The organism is Vibrio sp. 1731 (assembly GCF_033339955.1).
Classification (GTDB): domain Bacteria; phylum Pseudomonadota; class Gammaproteobacteria; order Enterobacterales; family Vibrionaceae; genus Vibrio; species Vibrio alginolyticus.
Genome location: NZ_JAWOVO010000006.1, coordinates 123,778 through 140,869, shown reverse-complemented (window position 1 = coordinate 140,869; position 17,092 = coordinate 123,778). Strand labels below are relative to the sequence as shown.

General features: G+C 45.1%; 12 protein-coding genes. 2 read left to right on the top strand and 10 right to left on the bottom strand.

Going from position 1 to position 17,092, the window contains the following annotated elements; all coding sequences use genetic code 11:
- From tssC to R7035_RS09150, 10 genes are all read right to left on the bottom strand, one after another.
- Entirely contained in the window at window positions 1-1,476 is a 1,476-nt protein-coding gene (gene tssC, locus R7035_RS09195; protein WP_005373378.1) for a type VI secretion system contractile sheath large subunit, read from the bottom strand.
- A gap of 8 nt (window positions 1,477-1,484) precedes the next feature.
- Window positions 1,485-1,991, bottom strand: a complete 507-nt coding sequence (tssB, locus tag R7035_RS09190) for a type VI secretion system contractile sheath small subunit (protein ID WP_005373381.1) — start codon at window positions 1,989-1,991, stop codon at window positions 1,485-1,487.
- Window positions 1,992-2,017: 26 nt separating this feature from the next.
- Window positions 2,018-3,592 carry a type VI secretion system protein TssA gene (gene tssA / locus R7035_RS09185; protein WP_262651167.1) on the bottom strand — a complete coding sequence of 525 codons (1,575 nt, stop codon included), beginning with the start codon at window positions 3,590-3,592 and terminating at the stop codon, window positions 2,018-2,020.
- Window positions 3,579-5,579 (bottom strand): serine/threonine protein kinase, encoded by a 2,001-nt coding sequence (locus R7035_RS09180; protein ID WP_033906407.1) that lies wholly within the window; start codon window positions 5,577-5,579, stop codon window positions 3,579-3,581. Before R7035_RS09180 ends, tssA begins: the two co-directional genes overlap by 14 nt.
- Before the next feature lie 237 nt (window positions 5,580-5,816).
- Window positions 5,817-6,761: a hypothetical protein gene (locus tag R7035_RS09175; RefSeq protein WP_033906406.1), complete on the bottom strand. Its 945-nt coding sequence runs from the start codon at window positions 6,759-6,761 to the stop codon at window positions 5,817-5,819.
- Window positions 6,754-7,746, bottom strand: a complete 993-nt coding sequence (locus R7035_RS09170; protein WP_053307562.1) for a DUF2169 domain-containing protein — start codon at window positions 7,744-7,746, stop codon at window positions 6,754-6,756. The genes R7035_RS09175 and R7035_RS09170 overlap by 8 nt, the downstream gene beginning before the upstream one ends.
- Window positions 7,727-9,046: a hypothetical protein gene (locus R7035_RS09165; protein ID WP_064376246.1), complete on the bottom strand. Its 1,320-nt coding sequence runs from the start codon at window positions 9,044-9,046 to the stop codon at window positions 7,727-7,729. Before R7035_RS09165 ends, R7035_RS09170 begins: the two co-directional genes overlap by 20 nt.
- A gap of 94 nt (window positions 9,047-9,140) precedes the next feature.
- Window positions 9,141-9,623 (bottom strand): hypothetical protein, encoded by a 483-nt coding sequence (locus R7035_RS09160; RefSeq protein ID WP_064376245.1) that lies wholly within the window; start codon window positions 9,621-9,623, stop codon window positions 9,141-9,143.
- A gap of 2 nt (window positions 9,624-9,625) precedes the next feature.
- Window positions 9,626-11,704 (bottom strand): type VI secretion system tip protein VgrG, encoded by a 2,079-nt coding sequence (gene tssI, locus R7035_RS09155; RefSeq protein ID WP_005373412.1) that lies wholly within the window; start codon window positions 11,702-11,704, stop codon window positions 9,626-9,628.
- 72 nt (window positions 11,705-11,776) lie between these two features.
- The gene (locus tag R7035_RS09150; protein ID WP_005373415.1) at window positions 11,777-12,295 is read right to left on the bottom strand and encodes an Hcp family type VI secretion system effector; all 519 of its coding nucleotides are present in this window, start codon (window positions 12,293-12,295) and stop codon (window positions 11,777-11,779) included.
- 456 nt (window positions 12,296-12,751) lie between these two features.
- Here R7035_RS09150 and tssH point away from each other — a divergent pair, with 456 nt between their 5' ends.
- Entirely contained in the window at window positions 12,752-15,430 is a 2,679-nt protein-coding gene (gene tssH / locus R7035_RS09145) for a type VI secretion system ATPase TssH (RefSeq protein ID WP_213972695.1), read from the top strand.
- Complete coding sequence (locus R7035_RS09140) at window positions 15,417-17,048, top strand: sigma-54-dependent Fis family transcriptional regulator (protein ID WP_186585420.1); 1,632 nt, start codon at window positions 15,417-15,419, stop codon at window positions 17,046-17,048. The genes tssH and R7035_RS09140 overlap by 14 nt, the downstream gene beginning before the upstream one ends.
- The last annotated feature ends 44 nt before the right edge of the window (window positions 17,049-17,092 follow it).

The window sequence follows — 17,092 nt, the reverse complement described above, 5'->3', positions numbered from 1 at the left end:
TTATTGGTCTAGCTTACCAACTAGAGACAAGTCGAAGCTTGCGCCCATGTACTTGAAGTGAGGACGTACAGACATCGATACTTTGTACCAGCCTGGATCGCCTTCTACGTCTGATACTTCAACCTTCGCAGCACGAAGCGGACGGCGACCACGAACTTCCGCTGGCGGGTTCTCTTGGTCAGAAACGTATTGACGAATCCACTTGTTCAATTCGATTTCTAGGTCAGAACGCTCTTTCCAAGAACCAATTTGCTCACGCTGTAGCACTTTGATGTAGTGCGCTAAACGGTTGATAATGAACATGTAAGGAAGCTGAGTACCTAGCTTGTAGTTCATCTCGGCTTGTTTGCCTTCCGGCGTATTCGCAAACACTTTCGGCTTTTGAACAGAGTTTGCAGAGAAGAACGCCGCGTTGTCAGAACCTTTACGCATGGTTAGCGCAATGAAGCCTTCTTCTGCTAGCTCATACTCACGACGGTCAGAAACCAGGATCTCGGTTGGGATCTTAGTCTCGATTTGACCCATAGCTTCAAAGTTGTAAACCGGTAGATCTTGTACAGTACCACCGCTTTGAGGACCAATAATGTTCGGACACCAACGGTACTTAGCAAATGATTCACTGATCTTAGACGCCATCGCGTACGCTGAGTTGCCCCATAGGTAGTTATCATGGCTGTCTGTCACTTGCTCATCGTAGTCAAACGCCTTAATTGGGTTATCTTCTACAGAGTAAGGCGTACGTAACATAAAGCGAGACGTACATAGACCTAGGTAACGTGCATCTTCGTGCTCACGCAGACCACGCCATTTCGCGTACTGTGGACCTTCGAATACAGACTTCAGATCTTTTAGGTTTGGCAGCTCTTCATAGCTGTCTAGGCCAAAGAATTTAGCCGATGCCGACGTGATGAATGGTGCGTGAGACATTGCGCCTACGTTCGCCATGTATTCCATCAGTTTGATGTCAGGCGAAGAGGCAGACATAGCGTAATCACAAATGACGGCGCCAACAGGTTTACCACCGAACTGGCCGTATTCACGTGTGTAGATTTGCTTGTACAGGCCAGACTTCACCACCTCTGGAGCGTCTTCGAAGTCATCAAGAACTTCGTCTTTCTTCGCAGAGATCAGTTCGATTTGAATGTTCTCGCGGAAGTCAGTGTGATCAACCAGGTACTTAAGGCCACGCCACGTTGATTCAATCGCTTGAACTTCTTCGTTGTGAAGAATTGCATCAACTTGCTTAGACAATTTTTGGTCGATTTCAGAGATCATCAGATCAACCAGAGATTGGTCGACTTTCTCTGTGTTCGAACTGCTTAGTAGCTCACTGATGAATGCTTCTACGCCGCGTTTTGCAACGTCAAAACCTTCATCACTTGGCTTTAAACGTGTTTCGTTAAGAATGCTATCCAGAAGTGAGCCTGATTCAACTAAGGCTGCTTCTTGTTCTGGCGCTTGTGCTTCTGCAGACATGATATCCCTTACTCTTCTTTCGCGTCTTGGTCGTTGCCAATGCTTAGTTCATCCAACAGTTTCTTTCTCGCTTCTTCATCTTGAAGAACCGATGCGATCTTCTTACGGAACGCAGGCACGTTTCCTAGAGGACCTTTAAGTGCAACCAAGGCTTCGCGAAGCTCAAGTAGGCTGTTTAGTTCAGGTACACTTTTCGCGATCGCTTCAGGTGAGAAGTCCTTCATGTTTTGGAACGTCAGATCAACACCAATCTGGCCGCCTTCTTCATCAGAAAGACGGTTTTCAACGTTGACTTTAACGTTTGGAGACATGCCCTCTAGCACTTCGTTAAAGTTGTCTTTGTCGATGTTAATTGGAGTACGTTCTTCAATTGGTGTCTCATCTGCACGCGCAGTAAAGTCGCCAACTACCATCATGCTTAGCGGCAGCTCTACGTCTTCTTGCGTATCGCCAGTTGCTGGAACATAACGGATATTAATTCGCTCTTTAGGAGCCACCGAGCCGTCACGTGACATAATTCGTTCCTTATCTAACTCTTTAATTAGTCGTAAATTGCTTTCCACTCTTCATACTTCTCAGGTAGAAGATCCTTGCTTCCAAATAACCGATGGAGTGTTTTTCGAATTAGGTCTTCTAACTGTGACGATAAGTGGGGTTCCCAGCTCGCGAGATTAAACGCTTTTTGTACTTCCCACCCCTTCTCAAGATACGGCAAACACAACGGGTATAATCCAACAGACTGGTAAGCTGCTATCAATTGTAAATACAGCATGAACTGCCCTCGTCCCGAGCTATCCAGCTCAAGTTTGTGGGCAAGCTCTGCGGCACATTCCCCTAGATTTTCTAGAGTGATATCCTCCATTGGCAGCGAGTCTTCCTGCGAAATCACAACCGTTTGAACAACGGGTTGAGAAGTCGAAGAAGTAGTATCTTGAGTCGATAACCAGCTCAAGGTCGCTTCATCTGCAAATGGTATAGAATTCTTAAATGAGAGGTGCTCGATGCCCTCTAGCGATTCAACAAAACGCGTCACTTCTTGTTTCACAGCAAGCGCTGCATCATCAAAGCCCAAGTTATTAAGCATCGAATACACGAAGTAATGGCCCGTCAGCCAAAACGGCGCATCCGTTAATGTGCGCTCCAAACGCTTAATGGTGTCGATGTCGCTTTCTTGTTCAGCTTTATCTCGGTATTCCGCTTGTTGATCGGACGACACTGCCAAGCTCAAAGGCGTTTGATTATTTTGGTGGTCGGGTAGACCATCAATGTCATCCCAAGTCAGATGACGATAAATCCGGTAAGCCAGCGGATCACTTGGGTTCGCATGAAGCATGACTTCCGCAACCTTCTTCAAGGTGCGCTTAGAAGCCGTAGGCGAAGAGAAGTCCGTATCGACATCGACTTCTTTTGCTACCGCTTTCTTAACTGGCGCAGGTTTAGGGGCCGGCGGAACCGCCTTCACCGGTGCGGTTTGCACTTCATTCTGCGCTGGCGTTTCTTCGGCAGCAGACTGCGTAGCTGGTGCAGGCGCCGCTTGTTCAACGTTAACGACTGAATCATCGCTCTGCTCATCAGCCGCCGCTTGTTGAGATAAAACATTGAGTTGAGTGCGAATCTCAAAGAAATCCGCTTCTGAGTCTTGGTAAACCTCGTCGTACTGGCGCTGCACTTCTTCAATAGTCGAAATGCAGTTTGATACCAAATCCCATGACTGAGCGCTTTCCGCTAACTTGCTGCTGACCAGTTTAAACTGATGGTTCAACCATTCGACCGCGCCATCTCGACCCCGCTTTCGCGAAGGATACAATTCAACGCCAAAGCGACTTAACGCCTCACTAAGCAGCTTTAGACCTTGTTCAAAGCCTTGCAGACCAAACTCTTCTGTTAGCGCGCGAACGAGGTAACAAATGGCTTTTAAGTCTTTACTGTGGTGCTCTAGAACTTCAGTCGCGTGCGTTTTTACCACGCTCCAATCTACTGTTTCGCCAAACAAGGAACCGAATTTCTTCACTTCGGACTCCATCATTTCGTAGCAAAACTCGTAACGGGCATCGTTTCCCACTGGAGATTCATCAGAAATAGGATTAAGCAGACGATCGATATCAATGTTGGACAAAATTCACGTCTCCTTCAGTCAAGTAATCTCTCAACGCACGCGCTACCGCAATTGCGCCATTTGCTGGCTTAGATAATCGATGGCTCTGCTCAATCGCATCTGACGCCATGCTATCTAGAATTTTCGTGATTTCTGTAAATTTACTTGGTGCATTCCGTTCTAAATCGGCAAGGGATTCATGTAGCTTTTGTTTGTCGTAAACGGATTGCTCCATCACGGTGCTAAACAAAATAAATTCGCTTCTTGCGACGATTAAATCCTTTATTTTTTTGTCTAGTTCTGGCGTATTACCGAAGTAGGCTTTGGCTAATTCGGCTTCTTCAATTGCTTTGGTGTAAAAGTGCGCCTCTGCATGTTTATCGATGGAGTCATTAATATTTTCCATCACAGCCTTTGGTAAGATTTGGTTGTAGAAATAGGCTTGTGACTGGTTTAACAACCATGTCTCTTTCATTTCATTTTCTGCGAGCTTAGCTTCACCATCTAAAATTAAGCGAGCAATCTGCTTATCTCGACTGCCAGCTATGGCAGATACTTTCATGGAATCGATAGACGCGACATTTAACCCAGACATCACTTTAGTCAACGCCTCATCCGCATATGGAAACAGAGCACCGTCACTAACAAGGGTTTCTCGCAAGGTGACAAGCTCCTTACGTAATTCGACTAATGCCATTGGTAAGCCATCCGCTAACGATTGATACGACGTTAACTGAGCCTGTTTTTCTTCATATAAATTCGAGAGGCTTAACTGCTGAGCTTGATATGCTGTTCGATAAGCTACTGTCATATCAATACTCTGAGTAGCTTGAGACAATTCTTCTTTGATTTTCCATGGAGGCTGAGCCAAAAAAGAAGCCGTTTCAGAGGGCGTAATAACGTGAGTTACAGTAGTGACACCTCGGGAAAAAATGGCATCCAATTGATCTTTATTCTGTTGATACAAATAACTTCCTGCTGTTGCCAGCACACTCAACACTAAGCTCGCCTCTAATATCTTAAAGCGACCATACGCCGTTTTATCATTTGGCTTACAGTGTGTAAGCAGCAAGTCCGCGTTACGCAAGCTACTGAAAATTGGTGCGTTAGAATTTGAGCTAATTGATTGCGTATCGATTCGCGCTAACTGTTGAGCAAAAGAAATAGCGGTATAGCCATGCCCTCTTGGTTTGTTGATGACTTCTTTCAGCAATTTCCAAATATGAGCCGGGATCAAAGCCGGACGCTTTCGATCTTTTAACTGCTTATTCCAAGCATCACCAAATATTGATCCTAAAAATAGGTGTCCAGCGAGCAAAGCGAGAGAGTAAACATCATCTTGCGGTTCCGCGATGCCAGTTTCTATATAAAGAGGGGAAGCGTAGCTCAAGCTTGCTTCTGCGTAAGGTTCTGTCTCTCCAATGTAACGAGCAGCGCCGAAATCAATGAGCTTAACGTAATCGCCTTCACTCACTAATACGTTAGATGGTTTAATATCAAGATGGCAGATACCTCTTGTATGCATAAACTCTAGAGCGCCAGCGAGTTGATACACCAACCAAGCGATGTGGTCGTGGCGGAAGCCTTTAGAAGAATGACGCTCCATTTTTTCTGCCAGTGATTCACCTTGGATCCACTCGTACATCAAATATGGGCGTTCGAATTCGTTGCCGATTTTTACAAAGTTAGCCACGCTAGGGTGTTGAGAAAGCTCCAGCCTGCTCGCTTCGTTAATCAACATTTTGCTCGCAAATTCTGGCGAGTCATCATTGATAACTTTGCAACAGATTTGCTTCTCTGGCTGCCCTTTTTTTGCAAGATGGTAAACCGTTGTCTTACCATTTTTAGAAGGAAGCTTGTCTAATACATCAAACTGTGAAAAAAGCACGTACTCAAGCTTCGGCTTATTTTTTTCTGCTAGCCTTTGCTCATTCAGTTTCTTTTTCTCAATAGCTTTAACAACCAACTGATCGATATATCCTTTGGCTGTACTCTGATTATTAGACACTTAGTACTCTTTCATAGAATAAATATTATTAGAGTTGAATAATATTTTCTTGAACGTACTTGTATCAAGGTTGGTATTTAAAACAAACAGTAAGCCTATTATTTTAGTTATTATTACTAACTTATTAGACCTTTTTACTTACGCTTTCACTGCATGAGTTATACGCTTTTTCGTGTTACAAACTTCAACCTAATAATATGAGTATATTTTCATTGCCATTTGATCGATGAGTGCCCACTAACATTGCAGTAATTGGAGAACTCCTTTGTCACCATGAAAGTCGAACATTAACAATGTAGTTGGTTGCTTAAAGTGGTGCTCTCTGACCGCAAAGGCAATTAAAGCGAGAGAAGAACAACTACCCATTGTGCCCCACAACTCATTGATAAGCTGCGGTTGTTCTGGGTTCGTGAATCGTTCTGCTTTCGCCCCCAGAGCAAAGCCGTAATCTTCCGAATGCATGCGCAGGTTCGTCATATCGGAATACACTTCACCAAATGAATCGAGCTTTTTACTCGCACGTTGAACAAGTCGAAACATGCCTCTTCGGTCTGAAGTGTTTAATTCCGTATCAATGTAGCCAAGCTGCGCTTGAGGCTTAAGTTTCAATGTTTCTACGGTGTTTTTTCGACAAAGAATTAAACCCGCCCCACCCTCGCTCGGAATAACGCCCCATGGATTATTGGTACTCATTACCATCGCATCGTCGATGAGTGTTTGCATCGAACTCACCAAGGAATCGACACTGATACACATCATAGCATCATATTTATCCAATGATTTCATGGCCTGGAGAACGAAACTGGGCCCACTGGCATGAACAGCATTCACCACAGAGAGAAATTCAGCATAGTTACTTTCACCAAGCCATTCTTGCACCTTTACTAGTGAAACAGACGCAGGCACAGCTATAAGCAAAGGTATTGGTCTCAATGAACGTGGTAACTGTGCTAACAATGAATCAAGCAAGTGGGTGATTAACTCACACGTTTTCTCAAACTGCTCACTTTCTTTGGTGTATTCGATTTTGGCGTAAGTAAAACGCTCGATACCATCATCCCCTACACATTGGTCGAATCTTCCTAAATCAGCATACGAAACTGCACTAGCAATATCTAAATTCATACCGGTTGGCGTCATCACTTCCATCCCTAGCACGTAACGGCCTGTTGAATTATGCATGCTCGCTTACCTCTTCCAACTTAGTGATCGATGTCGACACCAACAAATGCTCCTTGCCCTGACAAGGAAACGCAGCCGTGTAACTGATTGATATAGTTTTCTTTTCCGCATCAACGAATAAGGTGTACATCGCCATATCAGCTTGATAACTTTGACCTTTAAACGTCGCGATCGCACGGTATTTTTCTTTAGGAATTCGAAATGAAAGCGTGTCATCATGACAAAAACCACTCATCATCAAACGCTCCCCCCCACGAAGAAAGCCTTTGCACTGTTGATCAATAGGCGCGCTTTGGAAGAACCGCTTATCAAAATCGAGTGGCAACATTGGCTTGCGATTCTCAATCCAATCGTCATCGAACGTGCCGGCCAGCTTCTGGCGCGCCTCAAAGAACGGAGGCACTGGCCCGAACCCCGCAACGCGTAGTTTTTTCGCGGCGGCACTCCAGTCCTCTCGGGGATAAAAAATCGAGGGTACTTTCTGTTCAAGCAATTCTTTGTTGGAATCGGCAACACCACCGCCTATTCGGTTACGTAAATCACCGCCTACCGCGCAAGTGTAATCAATGTCTTTTTCAATAAATGGGACTGGGTTGCTCAGCGTTATACTACCAGCATGCTCAACCCATACTCGCTCCCCGTGAATAGCGAGAGTCTTATCGATATGACCATCAATCAGCACACGACACTCTTGGTATGTCACTGGCTTTTTCGCGTAGCTGCGCGCTTTGCCGTAAACAAGTACATCTGTGTTTTCTTTGGTATACGCGAACTCGTGGTCAACTTTCATCGCAGAGAAGCCTTCTTCGCCCAAATATTGGGGATCATCGAAGATTTCACTTTCACCTAATTCGTGCCAAACCACACCATCGAATTGCCATGTGCGTTTGGCGACTACAACCCAGACTTCATCGCCGTTTTCGTCACGTTGAAAACGACCTTTAAGTGATAGCTCAGGGTGCGCCTCAATATCCCATAACTGCATTGCTATTCCTTAAGTTGAATCGTTCGCTCGCAGAAGGTGCGGCCTTTAAATTGTTGAAGTTCCAGTCTTGTTGATGAATCGGCATTGCCATATCCCAAGGCACGTAGGCTCTGGATTGAATACAGAGTTGACGCCATAGCCAATCTCGGAACAGCACATCAACGTTAGCATCTTGCATCGCAGCTAACGTAGACTCGAAGCTCAATGCGTAACCCAAGCGGCTTGGTAGATTTTGGATGTATTTTTCATCTTCCACCCACTCATTGAGCAGATCGACGATCTCTTCCCATTCATACTCGACACCAACATCTTGCGGAGTCAGAGGAAGAAGCTTTCCGTAGACGACATACAAGGCTTGAAGCCAAATTTCACCTTCAGCTTCCTCCAGACTTTCCAAGTGCTCGATGATTTGGGGCACCAGTTTCCAATTACCACCCAGCGCAAAATCAACAGGTGCTAATGAAGAAGAGATATCAAACGCCTCAAACTCTTTTAACTCAAGTAACTTGGCATAAGTGAGCACTTGCGCTGATGGTAATCCATTTGGTTCGATGCCAAAGCACTGACGGAACCAAGTGCCTCTGTCACGTTTGGTAATCAAACGTTCAAATAGATATTGTTCGCTGCCTGCATTGTCATTGAGCCAATCAATCCCCTCTTTCACGTCTTGTAAAGCGAGCAGTGGCAAAGCAACATGAGAGCTAATGATGCTGGCTTTGTGCCAGCGCTTGATGAGAGAAACACTTAATGTTTGACGTACACGTAAGCATTCAAAGTAAAACGCACTGGATGTCGCATTACCCTCAATAAGCTCCGAAAGCGTGCTATCCATAGATTCAACCGGAGATTGTACGGCAATGACCATTGCGGTTTTAGCGTCAATATCTTCGAGTAAACTCAATCCGCACAAAAGGTTATCCAACTCTGAGCCCAACTCGCCCTGTAGCATCAGCCAGCTGTAGATTTCTGGCTCCTGGCCTCTTAACTGATGAATCAACCCCGGTGCTAGCCGATAAAACGACAAGTACACCTGCTTCAGTTCTTCAATTTGGCGTTCGATCAGCTTGAGATACGCCAACTCACTACTTGGATAACCCCTTTTGTGAATTTGAACTCGCTGCCTGATTAAAAAACCGATACTTTCAGAAGCAATGGACAGCTTTTCATTACAGAAATCCAGCCATGTTACTGGCAACTGGGAAAGGTCATTCACAGCGCGATCAGCTTTTGCTAACGCGCCTTCGACTTCTTGATTGGTTATGGGTGCCTTTAGGTGCTCGACACCGATTCTTTGTCGCATCTAGTTATCCGTTATTAGCGTGCCATAACGCGATTGCAATTAGTTAATACAAAGTAATTAGCTAACTCGACGTAAATTAGCTAATGCTAGGTAATTAGTTAATTGCGATCGTTCCGCCTTGAATTTTTTGTGCTTTTTCTGCTTGAGAAGTGACGTACTTCGCTTTAGTGGTAATTCGTCCATCGCGCCCGCTATAGCGAGTTTCTGTCTCACCACTTTTGACTACCAACTCTTGTTCTGTCTCGATAACCATCTTCTTCGCTCGCAATACAAACTCGTCAGAGTCATCCAGAATGGAGAAGAAAATGTCCGTCACAAGAGGCAAGCTTAAGTCGTCGTTCAAAAACTCAACTCGACAACTTAATCGATTATCGATAGCCATTTGCAGTTCAGAACGACGAAAGCCACGTCCCAGTCTCGCAGTGAGTGGCTGCTTAAATGGGTTACCATCAAAATCAACTCGCACACTGCCCGTAGACTCATTGATAGCCACTATTATTCCAAAACGCGAAAAGCAAGCCGTTGATTCGGCTTGCTGCTCTGATATTACTTCTGTTGTAAGAGGTTGTTTTTCCATTGTTAGTTAACCACTACGTTGCCACCTTTCACGACGACTTTGTCACTGCCTTCGATCGTAATAGCCGAGCCTGATAACTTTATTGAACCATCACTGTTCATCACTAAAGAGGAACCACCCGTTTTCAATACAATCTTGTCGCCACTGATAATTTGCGTTGCACCATCAGCTTTATAAGCGGTGTTCCCTTTCACTGATACCGTTAAGTTGCCACCAACCGTCTGGTTATCATCCGCACCAATATCTGAACTCTTAGACGCACCGATAGTAAGGTTACTGTTTTCGCCAATATCTAAGTCATCATTTTTACCGATCTTAGTCGTACGGTTATCACCAATTTCTAAGTCAGAATTGTTTTTCACATACTGGGCTTCGTTCGCGTTGTATGTAACGGTAACGTCTTGCTCGACTGTCTCCGTAAACGTACTGTTTACCTGTGTCGTTTTATGCCCATGAATGGTTTCTTTATGGTCACCATGAACTTCATTCGTTTGGTGACGTGCAACCTTCAAGAATTCATCTTGACCGATATCACGGTAACGGTTGTTGAGCACCTTGGTCGACATGTCTTTTTGAGCGTGAATATAGACTTCTTCTTGGTTCGCTTCGTCTTCAAAACTCAACTCGTTGTAACCTGTTCCTTTGTGCGTTTGCGTGCGGAACGTGGTACGAGTTTTGTTTTCTGGCAAAGAGTACGGTGGGAAATGCAAACCGTTGTAAACTGCGCCCGTAACTAACGGACGATCTGGGTCCCCCTCAAGGAAAGTTACTACGACTTCGTGGCCAATACGCGGCAAATAAACTGCGCCCCATGTTGGCGCCGCCATGGATTGGCTTACACGAATCCAACAGCTTGAATGCTCGTTGTTATCACCGTAGCGATCCCAATGGAACTGTACTTTCACTCGACCAAGCTTGTCGGTGTAAATCTCTTCACCTTCTGGTCCTACAACGACCGCCGTTTGAGGGCCATCCACTACTGGTGCCGCTAGTTTAGGCGCTTTAAACACCACATCACGTGGAATACACGAGAACTGGTTGTAGTAAGTGGTTGGCATACCACTCGCTTCATCTTCATGCACTTGCGGATCTTGACCTGTGTGCATTACGGACAACATGAGGTAATCGCGGTTAATCTCAGAACGCGGGTGGTCACTGACGTTAAAGCTGTAACCAGATGCTAAGCGCATTACGTCACTCGTTGCTTCCACTTGTTGATTATCGACTATGTGTTCCGACATCCACTCCGTGGTTCTCACCTGCCCCATCAGCGGGTCGACGTATCGTCCAGGATAATCAAACTGCTTGAGATCTTGGTCTAGCTCGCCAGCCTGTGTCATCTCTTGTGGAATTTTAGGGTGTTCGTAGTTGTAATCTGTGTACGTAACCTGTCCCGTTCTAACGCGGTTAACTAACTCGAGATCAGAGATATGTTCGCGATCGGCAACACCGCCACCATCGGCATGATAAACAATCGGCCCAATGTAAGAAGCATTTAGTGGCGAGCTTATCAAAGGTGCAATCGCGTCATTACTGTCGACAATGACCATCGTATGATTTGAATCGCTATGGTCAAAGTAATACCACATACCGTGTTCAGCCATCATACGCTGCACGAAGTGCAAGTCAGACTCACGGTATTGCAGAACGTATTCTTTTGGAGGATAAGTACCCGACACTTCAAATCGGTAATCGGTGACTGCTCCATCATCGAGTACTTCTGTGATGATGTCTTGCGCTGACTTTTGCTGGAAAATACGACAATCTTGGCGCTGAGATAAGAACCAAGCTTGAGGAACCAAGACTAATTGATAACGAGAAAAACGACGTCCAGTCCCTAAGTAACGAACTTCATTCACCACGCCGTTGAACACACGCGCAGCCCCAACACCTTGTCCGTAAAGTGTCAATGTTCCTGCTTTACGTATTAACTCATCGAACGAGATATCTGGATCAAGTGAAAGTAATGAGAGATTGATGTGGAAAGGCTTAGATAACTCTTCATGAACATGAAAGCTCTCAACCCGAAATTCATGCCCACATCCAGGCACTTCAAATTTAAATTCTACGTCATTCACCATATCTTTTACCTGATACAAATAATCGAATTAGGGCCAACAATCGTTGGCCCTGAATCTTTACGCGACGAGCAATTAAGCTTCGCGTGGAGCACGCCAGTCGTCGTTACCCGCAGTACCACAGTTTTCGTGAGTTACTTCGATCGCACGGTAAGTGAACTTAAGCACTTCTTCTGTCACGCGGTCAGCTGTTGCTGCGTCTTGACAGTGGTTCATACGAGTTTGGATATCGACAAGTAGCGCATCAATCAATTTGATTGAGTAGTAGTGCTCTTGTTTACCTTGAACTGAAGTACGGTAGAAGCGGATCACACACTCAGGAAGTTTTTCGCCAGATACTAGTGCGTTGAATAGTAGTGGAGATGAGCGATCTTGAACTTTAGTTACAACAAGTGGACGGTGTACACGTTGACCAGTTGGCTGACCACTTTGTGGATCACGTGGAACAGTTAGCACGTGATCAAGTTCTTGTACTAGGAACTCATCAACGTGAGCTTCTTGCCATGTGTTACCTACTGAATCTGCAGAGTAAGTATCTTTAGTAATATGGCCTTGAGTCTCACCTTGGATAGACATATATGCTGGAGTTGGCATCGCTATTTCCTTTTCTAAAATCTGTTTTGTTTAAATCACCAAATCGCTTATCACCGCGACTAGTTGGTATAATCAAAGTCCGTGCCAACCTTAAAAATCAAACAAAAACAACAACTTAAATAATACCAGGCATTGTTCACTAATATATTGAGTACAATTTATTGGATAAAAAACCAAAAAGTTGGATTAAGATAATAATAAATTGTTCTAACTTTAAAAAGTGAAAATAACCATATAAAACCGTGTAAATAAAGTCATTAAAACTAATAAATCCGACACTTTTACTATCAATTAATTTAGAATAACAACGCCATTAAAATAACCACAAACATTAATGTCACAATAATCATTAAAAATAACCAACAAACGATAGTCAAAATATCTTGATAAAAAAAGAACGCAATTACTTTTAGTATAATAGCCGCTACCTCTTTTCCTCTAAAGAATAAAATGGCTATGATAAATATAAACCTTTCTTCATTAATTCAGCGTCTACACCCGATTGCAAAAGTAGCATTAGAAGACGCCGCTGCACTTGCAGTCTCTGAAAAAGCAAACGAAGTTCAAATTGAGCATTATTTACTGAGTCTATTAGAAAGGCCAAATAGTGATTTTGACGTCTTATTAAGTCATTTTGATTGTTCTGAGAACTTATTAAGACAATCGGTTCGATCCACACTCGACACCAACGCCAAAGGAAATGGCAGCAAACCTGTTTTTTCTGCTTTATTAATCGAATGGTTGCAAGAAAGCTGGCTGGTTTCTTCTTTAGATCTATCCGAAACACAAATCCGCTCTGGCGCCCTACTCCTTACTCTTGTTAGCAACCCTCTCCGTTACGGCCAACATGGTTACGCCTCTATCCTTGAGGCGGTAAATCCTGACAGCCTTAAGCGTAACTTTGCAGAACTAACAAGCCACTCTATTGAGGCGCAAGTTGCTAATTCAGAGAAAACACAAGCTCGTGAGGATGGTTCAGCACTGAGTAAGTTCACGACAGACTTCACTGGTAAAGCACGCAAAGGCGAAATCGATCCTGTTTTCTGCCGTGACCAAGAAATCCGCCAAATCGTGGACATTCTTGCTCGTCGCCGTAAAAACAACCCTATTGCTGTTGGTGAACCGGGCGTTGGTAAAACCGCAGTAGTAGAAGGCTTGGCACTTAAGATTGTACAAGGTGACGTACCAGACAACCTCAAAGGTGTTGAGCTTTACGGCCTGGACATGGGTCTTCTGCAAGCTGGTGCAAGCGTAAAAGGCGAATTCGAAAAACGCCTAAACGCAGTATTGGATGAAGTGAAAAACTCGCCAACCCCTATCATTCTTTTCATCGATGAAGCACACACCCTTGTTGGCGGTGGTAACCAAGCGGGCGGCAGCGACGCGGCAAACTTGCTAAAACCAGCCCTAGCGCGTGGTGAAGTGAAAACCATCGCTGCGACAACATGGTCGGAATACAAGAAGTACTTCGAGAAAGATCCTGCTCTTGCGCGTCGTTTCCAATTGGTGAAACTCGACGAACCGTCTCCTGAGCAAGCAGCATTGATCATTCGTGGTCTGCGCCCAGCATACGAGAAGTCACATAACGTTTACGTGCGTGACGATGCTATCACTGCTGCGGCAGCACTTTCTGCTCGTTACATCTCTGGCCGTCAACTGCCAGACAAAGCGATCGATGTACTAGATACGGCGTGTGCACGAGTGAACATCAGCCTTAATGCCATTCCTGCTTCTGTTGAGACTCTGCAGCAAGAACTTGCAGCTCAACAGCGCGAGCTTGAAGCACTTGAGCGTGATGCTCTGCAGCAAACTGGCGACAAGCACAGCCTTGCTAACATTCCAGACCTAAAACTGGCAATGGAAACAACGAAAGAAGAGCTAGCAGAACAAGAAGCGCAATGGCACAAAGAAAAAGAGCAGATCCAAGAGATGATTGCTCTACGCTCTCGCTTACATGAACTGGTCTTTGGCGAAACAAACGAAGAAGAGCTTGTTGCAGACGAAGATTCAGAACAAGAGCAAGACGTTTCTCCATATGCAGAAATGGATGAAGAAGCCGTTCGCATTGCCATTTCGGGCTGCCAAGAACAGCTAGATGTAATCCGCAATGGCAACCCACTGGTTCACTTTGAAGTGGGCCCAGATGAAGTCAGCCATGTGATCTCGGACTGGACTGGTATTCCAATGGGTAAGATGCTTCAAGACGAAGCAGAAACCACGCTAAAACTGAAAGAAAGCCTAACACAAAGCATCAAAGGCCAAGAATACGCTATCGATGCACTGTCTGAAGGCATTCAAACCGCAAAAGCAGGCTTAGGCAACCCAGACGCACCAACAGGCGTATTCCTGCTGGTTGGCCCAAGTGGCGTGGGTAAAACCGAAACTGCTCGTGCAATTGCTGATCAAATGTTTGGTGGTGAGCGCTTTATGACGACCATTAACATGTCTGAGTTCCAAGAGAAGCACACGGTATCTCGCCTAATCGGTTCACCTCCGGGTTACGTAGGTTACGGTGAAGGCGGCATGCTGACAGAAGCGGTTCGTCAACGTCCATATTCTGTTGTTCTTCTTGATGAAGTGGAAAAAGCCGACCCTGAAGTGTTGAACCTGTTCTACCAAGTGTTCGACAAAGGCACGCTGAACGACGGCGAAGGCCGCACAATCGACTTCAAGAACACGCTGATCATCATGACCAGTAACCTTGCGACGCATGAGATCGAATCTTTGGTTCATCAATCCAAAGACATCGATGCAAACATCATCGCAGAAGCTATTCGCCCTACTTTGAACCAACACTTCAAGCCGGCGCTGTTGGCACGTATGTCAGTACTACCATTTGTTCCGCTGTCTGATGAAGCAATGACAGAAATTATTCACCACAAGCTGAACAAAGTTTCTCAGCGTCTACAGAGCCATCACAAGTTGTCTCTGAGCTACGAAGAAAGCTTGGTTGAGTTCGTACTAGGTAACTGTCGCCTTGCTGAAACGGGCGCGCGTAACATCGACGCGGTCATCAACCGTCAGTTACTGCCGCAACTATCGACTCAGCTATTAGTGCATGACAAGGATGATTCACATACGCAAATCGAAGTGTCTGTCGATGAGCAAGGAACACTAACCTATGCGTTCAGCTAACCATAGCGAACTTAGTAACGCCCTACTTGCGATCAGTCAGTCTTTGGCTGATCGCAGCCAGCTTACCCAAACCTTGGATGCCGTGTTGACCGCTGCGAGACAAATGACCCTCGCAAAGCACGGCATCATTTACGTTTTGGACCAGACTGGGCAGGCGTTGATTCCAAGTACCGCTCACCATAACGATAAAACTATCGTTTCCCACCCTTGGGAAGCATTACAGTTAGACTCAGCCAGTGAGAACGATCCATTCAACTTTGCCATTCGTAATGGTGAAGTGGTGTTGATTAACGAGTTGTATAAGTACAACGGCTATGACTGCGAAAGCATCTATCAAACAGAACAGACACTGGGATTAAAAAGCGAGAACTTACTGGCTTGGCCTTTGATTGATAGCGAAAGCAAAACCATTGGGCTGTTAGTCTTACTCGATTTAAGTGTTATCGACAATGAAACTGCATTGACTGAGTTTTGTCGTATGGCCGCGAGTAATATTCGCCAAGCTGTGTGGTTAGAGCAATACGGGCAAGTGATTAAAAATCTCAATGCAGACAATCACGCCCTAATGCGTGAGAACACTCAACTCAAAAAGCGTACCCAAAAAACCTATCAGGGTCCTATTGCAGAGAGCGAAGAAATGCTCAATGTTTTGAATCGTCTTGATAAGGTGTTATCTCTCCCTGTCGACGTTCTATTGCGTGGTGAAACGGGAGCCGGTAAAGAAGTGATCGCGAAATACATTCACGAAAACTCTAACCGTTCAGAAAAGCCTTTGATCGTACAGAACTGTGCCGCAATCCCAGAGCAGTTATTAGAGTCAGAACTCTTTGGCCATAAGAAAGGCTCGTTCACTGGCGCGGACAAAGACAAAGTCGGTTTGTTTGAAGCAGCCAACGGTGGCACGCTTTTCCTAGATGAAATTGGCGATATGCCAATGCTACTACAAGCCAAGTTACTGCGTGTACTGCAAGAGCGTAAAGTTCGCCCAATCGGCACTAGCAAAGAGATTGAAGTGGACGTTCGCGTTATCGCCGCAACCCACTGTAATCTTATGCAGCAAATCAAAGATGGCGGATTCCGTGCCGATTTGTTCTATCGTTTGAATGTGTTCCCTATTACATTACCACCATTGAGAGCTCGCAAGTCAGACATTATTCCCCTTGCTGAGCATTTCGTGCAACACACAACCAACACGCTAGGTTTGCCGCAAGCGCCAGGGTTAAGTGCCAATGTACGTAAACAGCTGCTTGCCTACCAATACCCAGGGAACGTGCGTGAGCTTAAGAACATCATTGAGCGCTCGGTGCTACTGTCCGATTTTGAAACCATTACTCACATTGAGTTTGGCGAACAAATCCCAGAAGATGTACCAAGTATTGACATGAAAGCAGCTTCACCTACCCCAGAGCAACCTGCTTACGAGCAGCAAGCACAAGCGGATTTAGAAGACGTTTCAAAGAGCCTTAAGGACGTTGTCAGCCAATACGAGCGTACAATAATCATCGATTGCTTAAATGCCTGCAATTGGCACACCAAGAAGGCCGCCGAGCAATTGGCACTTCCAATGAGCACTCTCAACCATAAGATGAAGAAATACGACATTTCTGCAGCGGGTTGATGGGGCTTAAAAAGAAAATTCTAAATTCAGTATGAAGTCATAAG

Bases quoted from the DNA above. Each gene is read 5' to 3' on its own strand.
- tssC (WP_005373378.1), bottom strand. From the start codon at position 1,476: ATGTCTGCAGAAGCACAAGCGCCAGAACAAGAAGCAGCCTTAGTTGAA.
- tssB (WP_005373381.1), bottom strand. From the start codon at position 1,991: ATGTCACGTGACGGCTCGGTGGCTCCTAAAGAGCGAATTAATATCCGT.
- R7035_RS09175 (WP_033906406.1), bottom strand. From the start codon at position 6,761: ATGCATAATTCAACAGGCCGTTACGTGCTAGGGATGGAAGTGATGACG.
- R7035_RS09170 (WP_053307562.1), bottom strand. From the start codon at position 7,746: ATGCAGTTATGGGATATTGAGGCGCACCCTGAGCTATCACTTAAAGGT.
- R7035_RS09165 (WP_064376246.1), bottom strand. From the start codon at position 9,046: ATGCGACAAAGAATCGGTGTCGAGCACCTAAAGGCACCCATAACCAAT.
- R7035_RS09160 (WP_064376245.1), bottom strand. From the start codon at position 9,623: ATGGAAAAACAACCTCTTACAACAGAAGTAATATCAGAGCAGCAAGCC.
- tssI (WP_005373412.1), bottom strand. From the start codon at position 11,704: ATGGTGAATGACGTAGAATTTAAATTTGAAGTGCCTGGATGTGGGCAT.
- R7035_RS09150 (WP_005373415.1), bottom strand. From the start codon at position 12,295: ATGCCAACTCCAGCATATATGTCTATCCAAGGTGAGACTCAAGGCCAT.
- tssH (WP_213972695.1), top strand. From the start codon at position 12,752: ATGATAAATATAAACCTTTCTTCATTAATTCAGCGTCTACACCCGATT.
- R7035_RS09140 (WP_186585420.1), top strand. From the start codon at position 15,417: ATGCGTTCAGCTAACCATAGCGAACTTAGTAACGCCCTACTTGCGATC.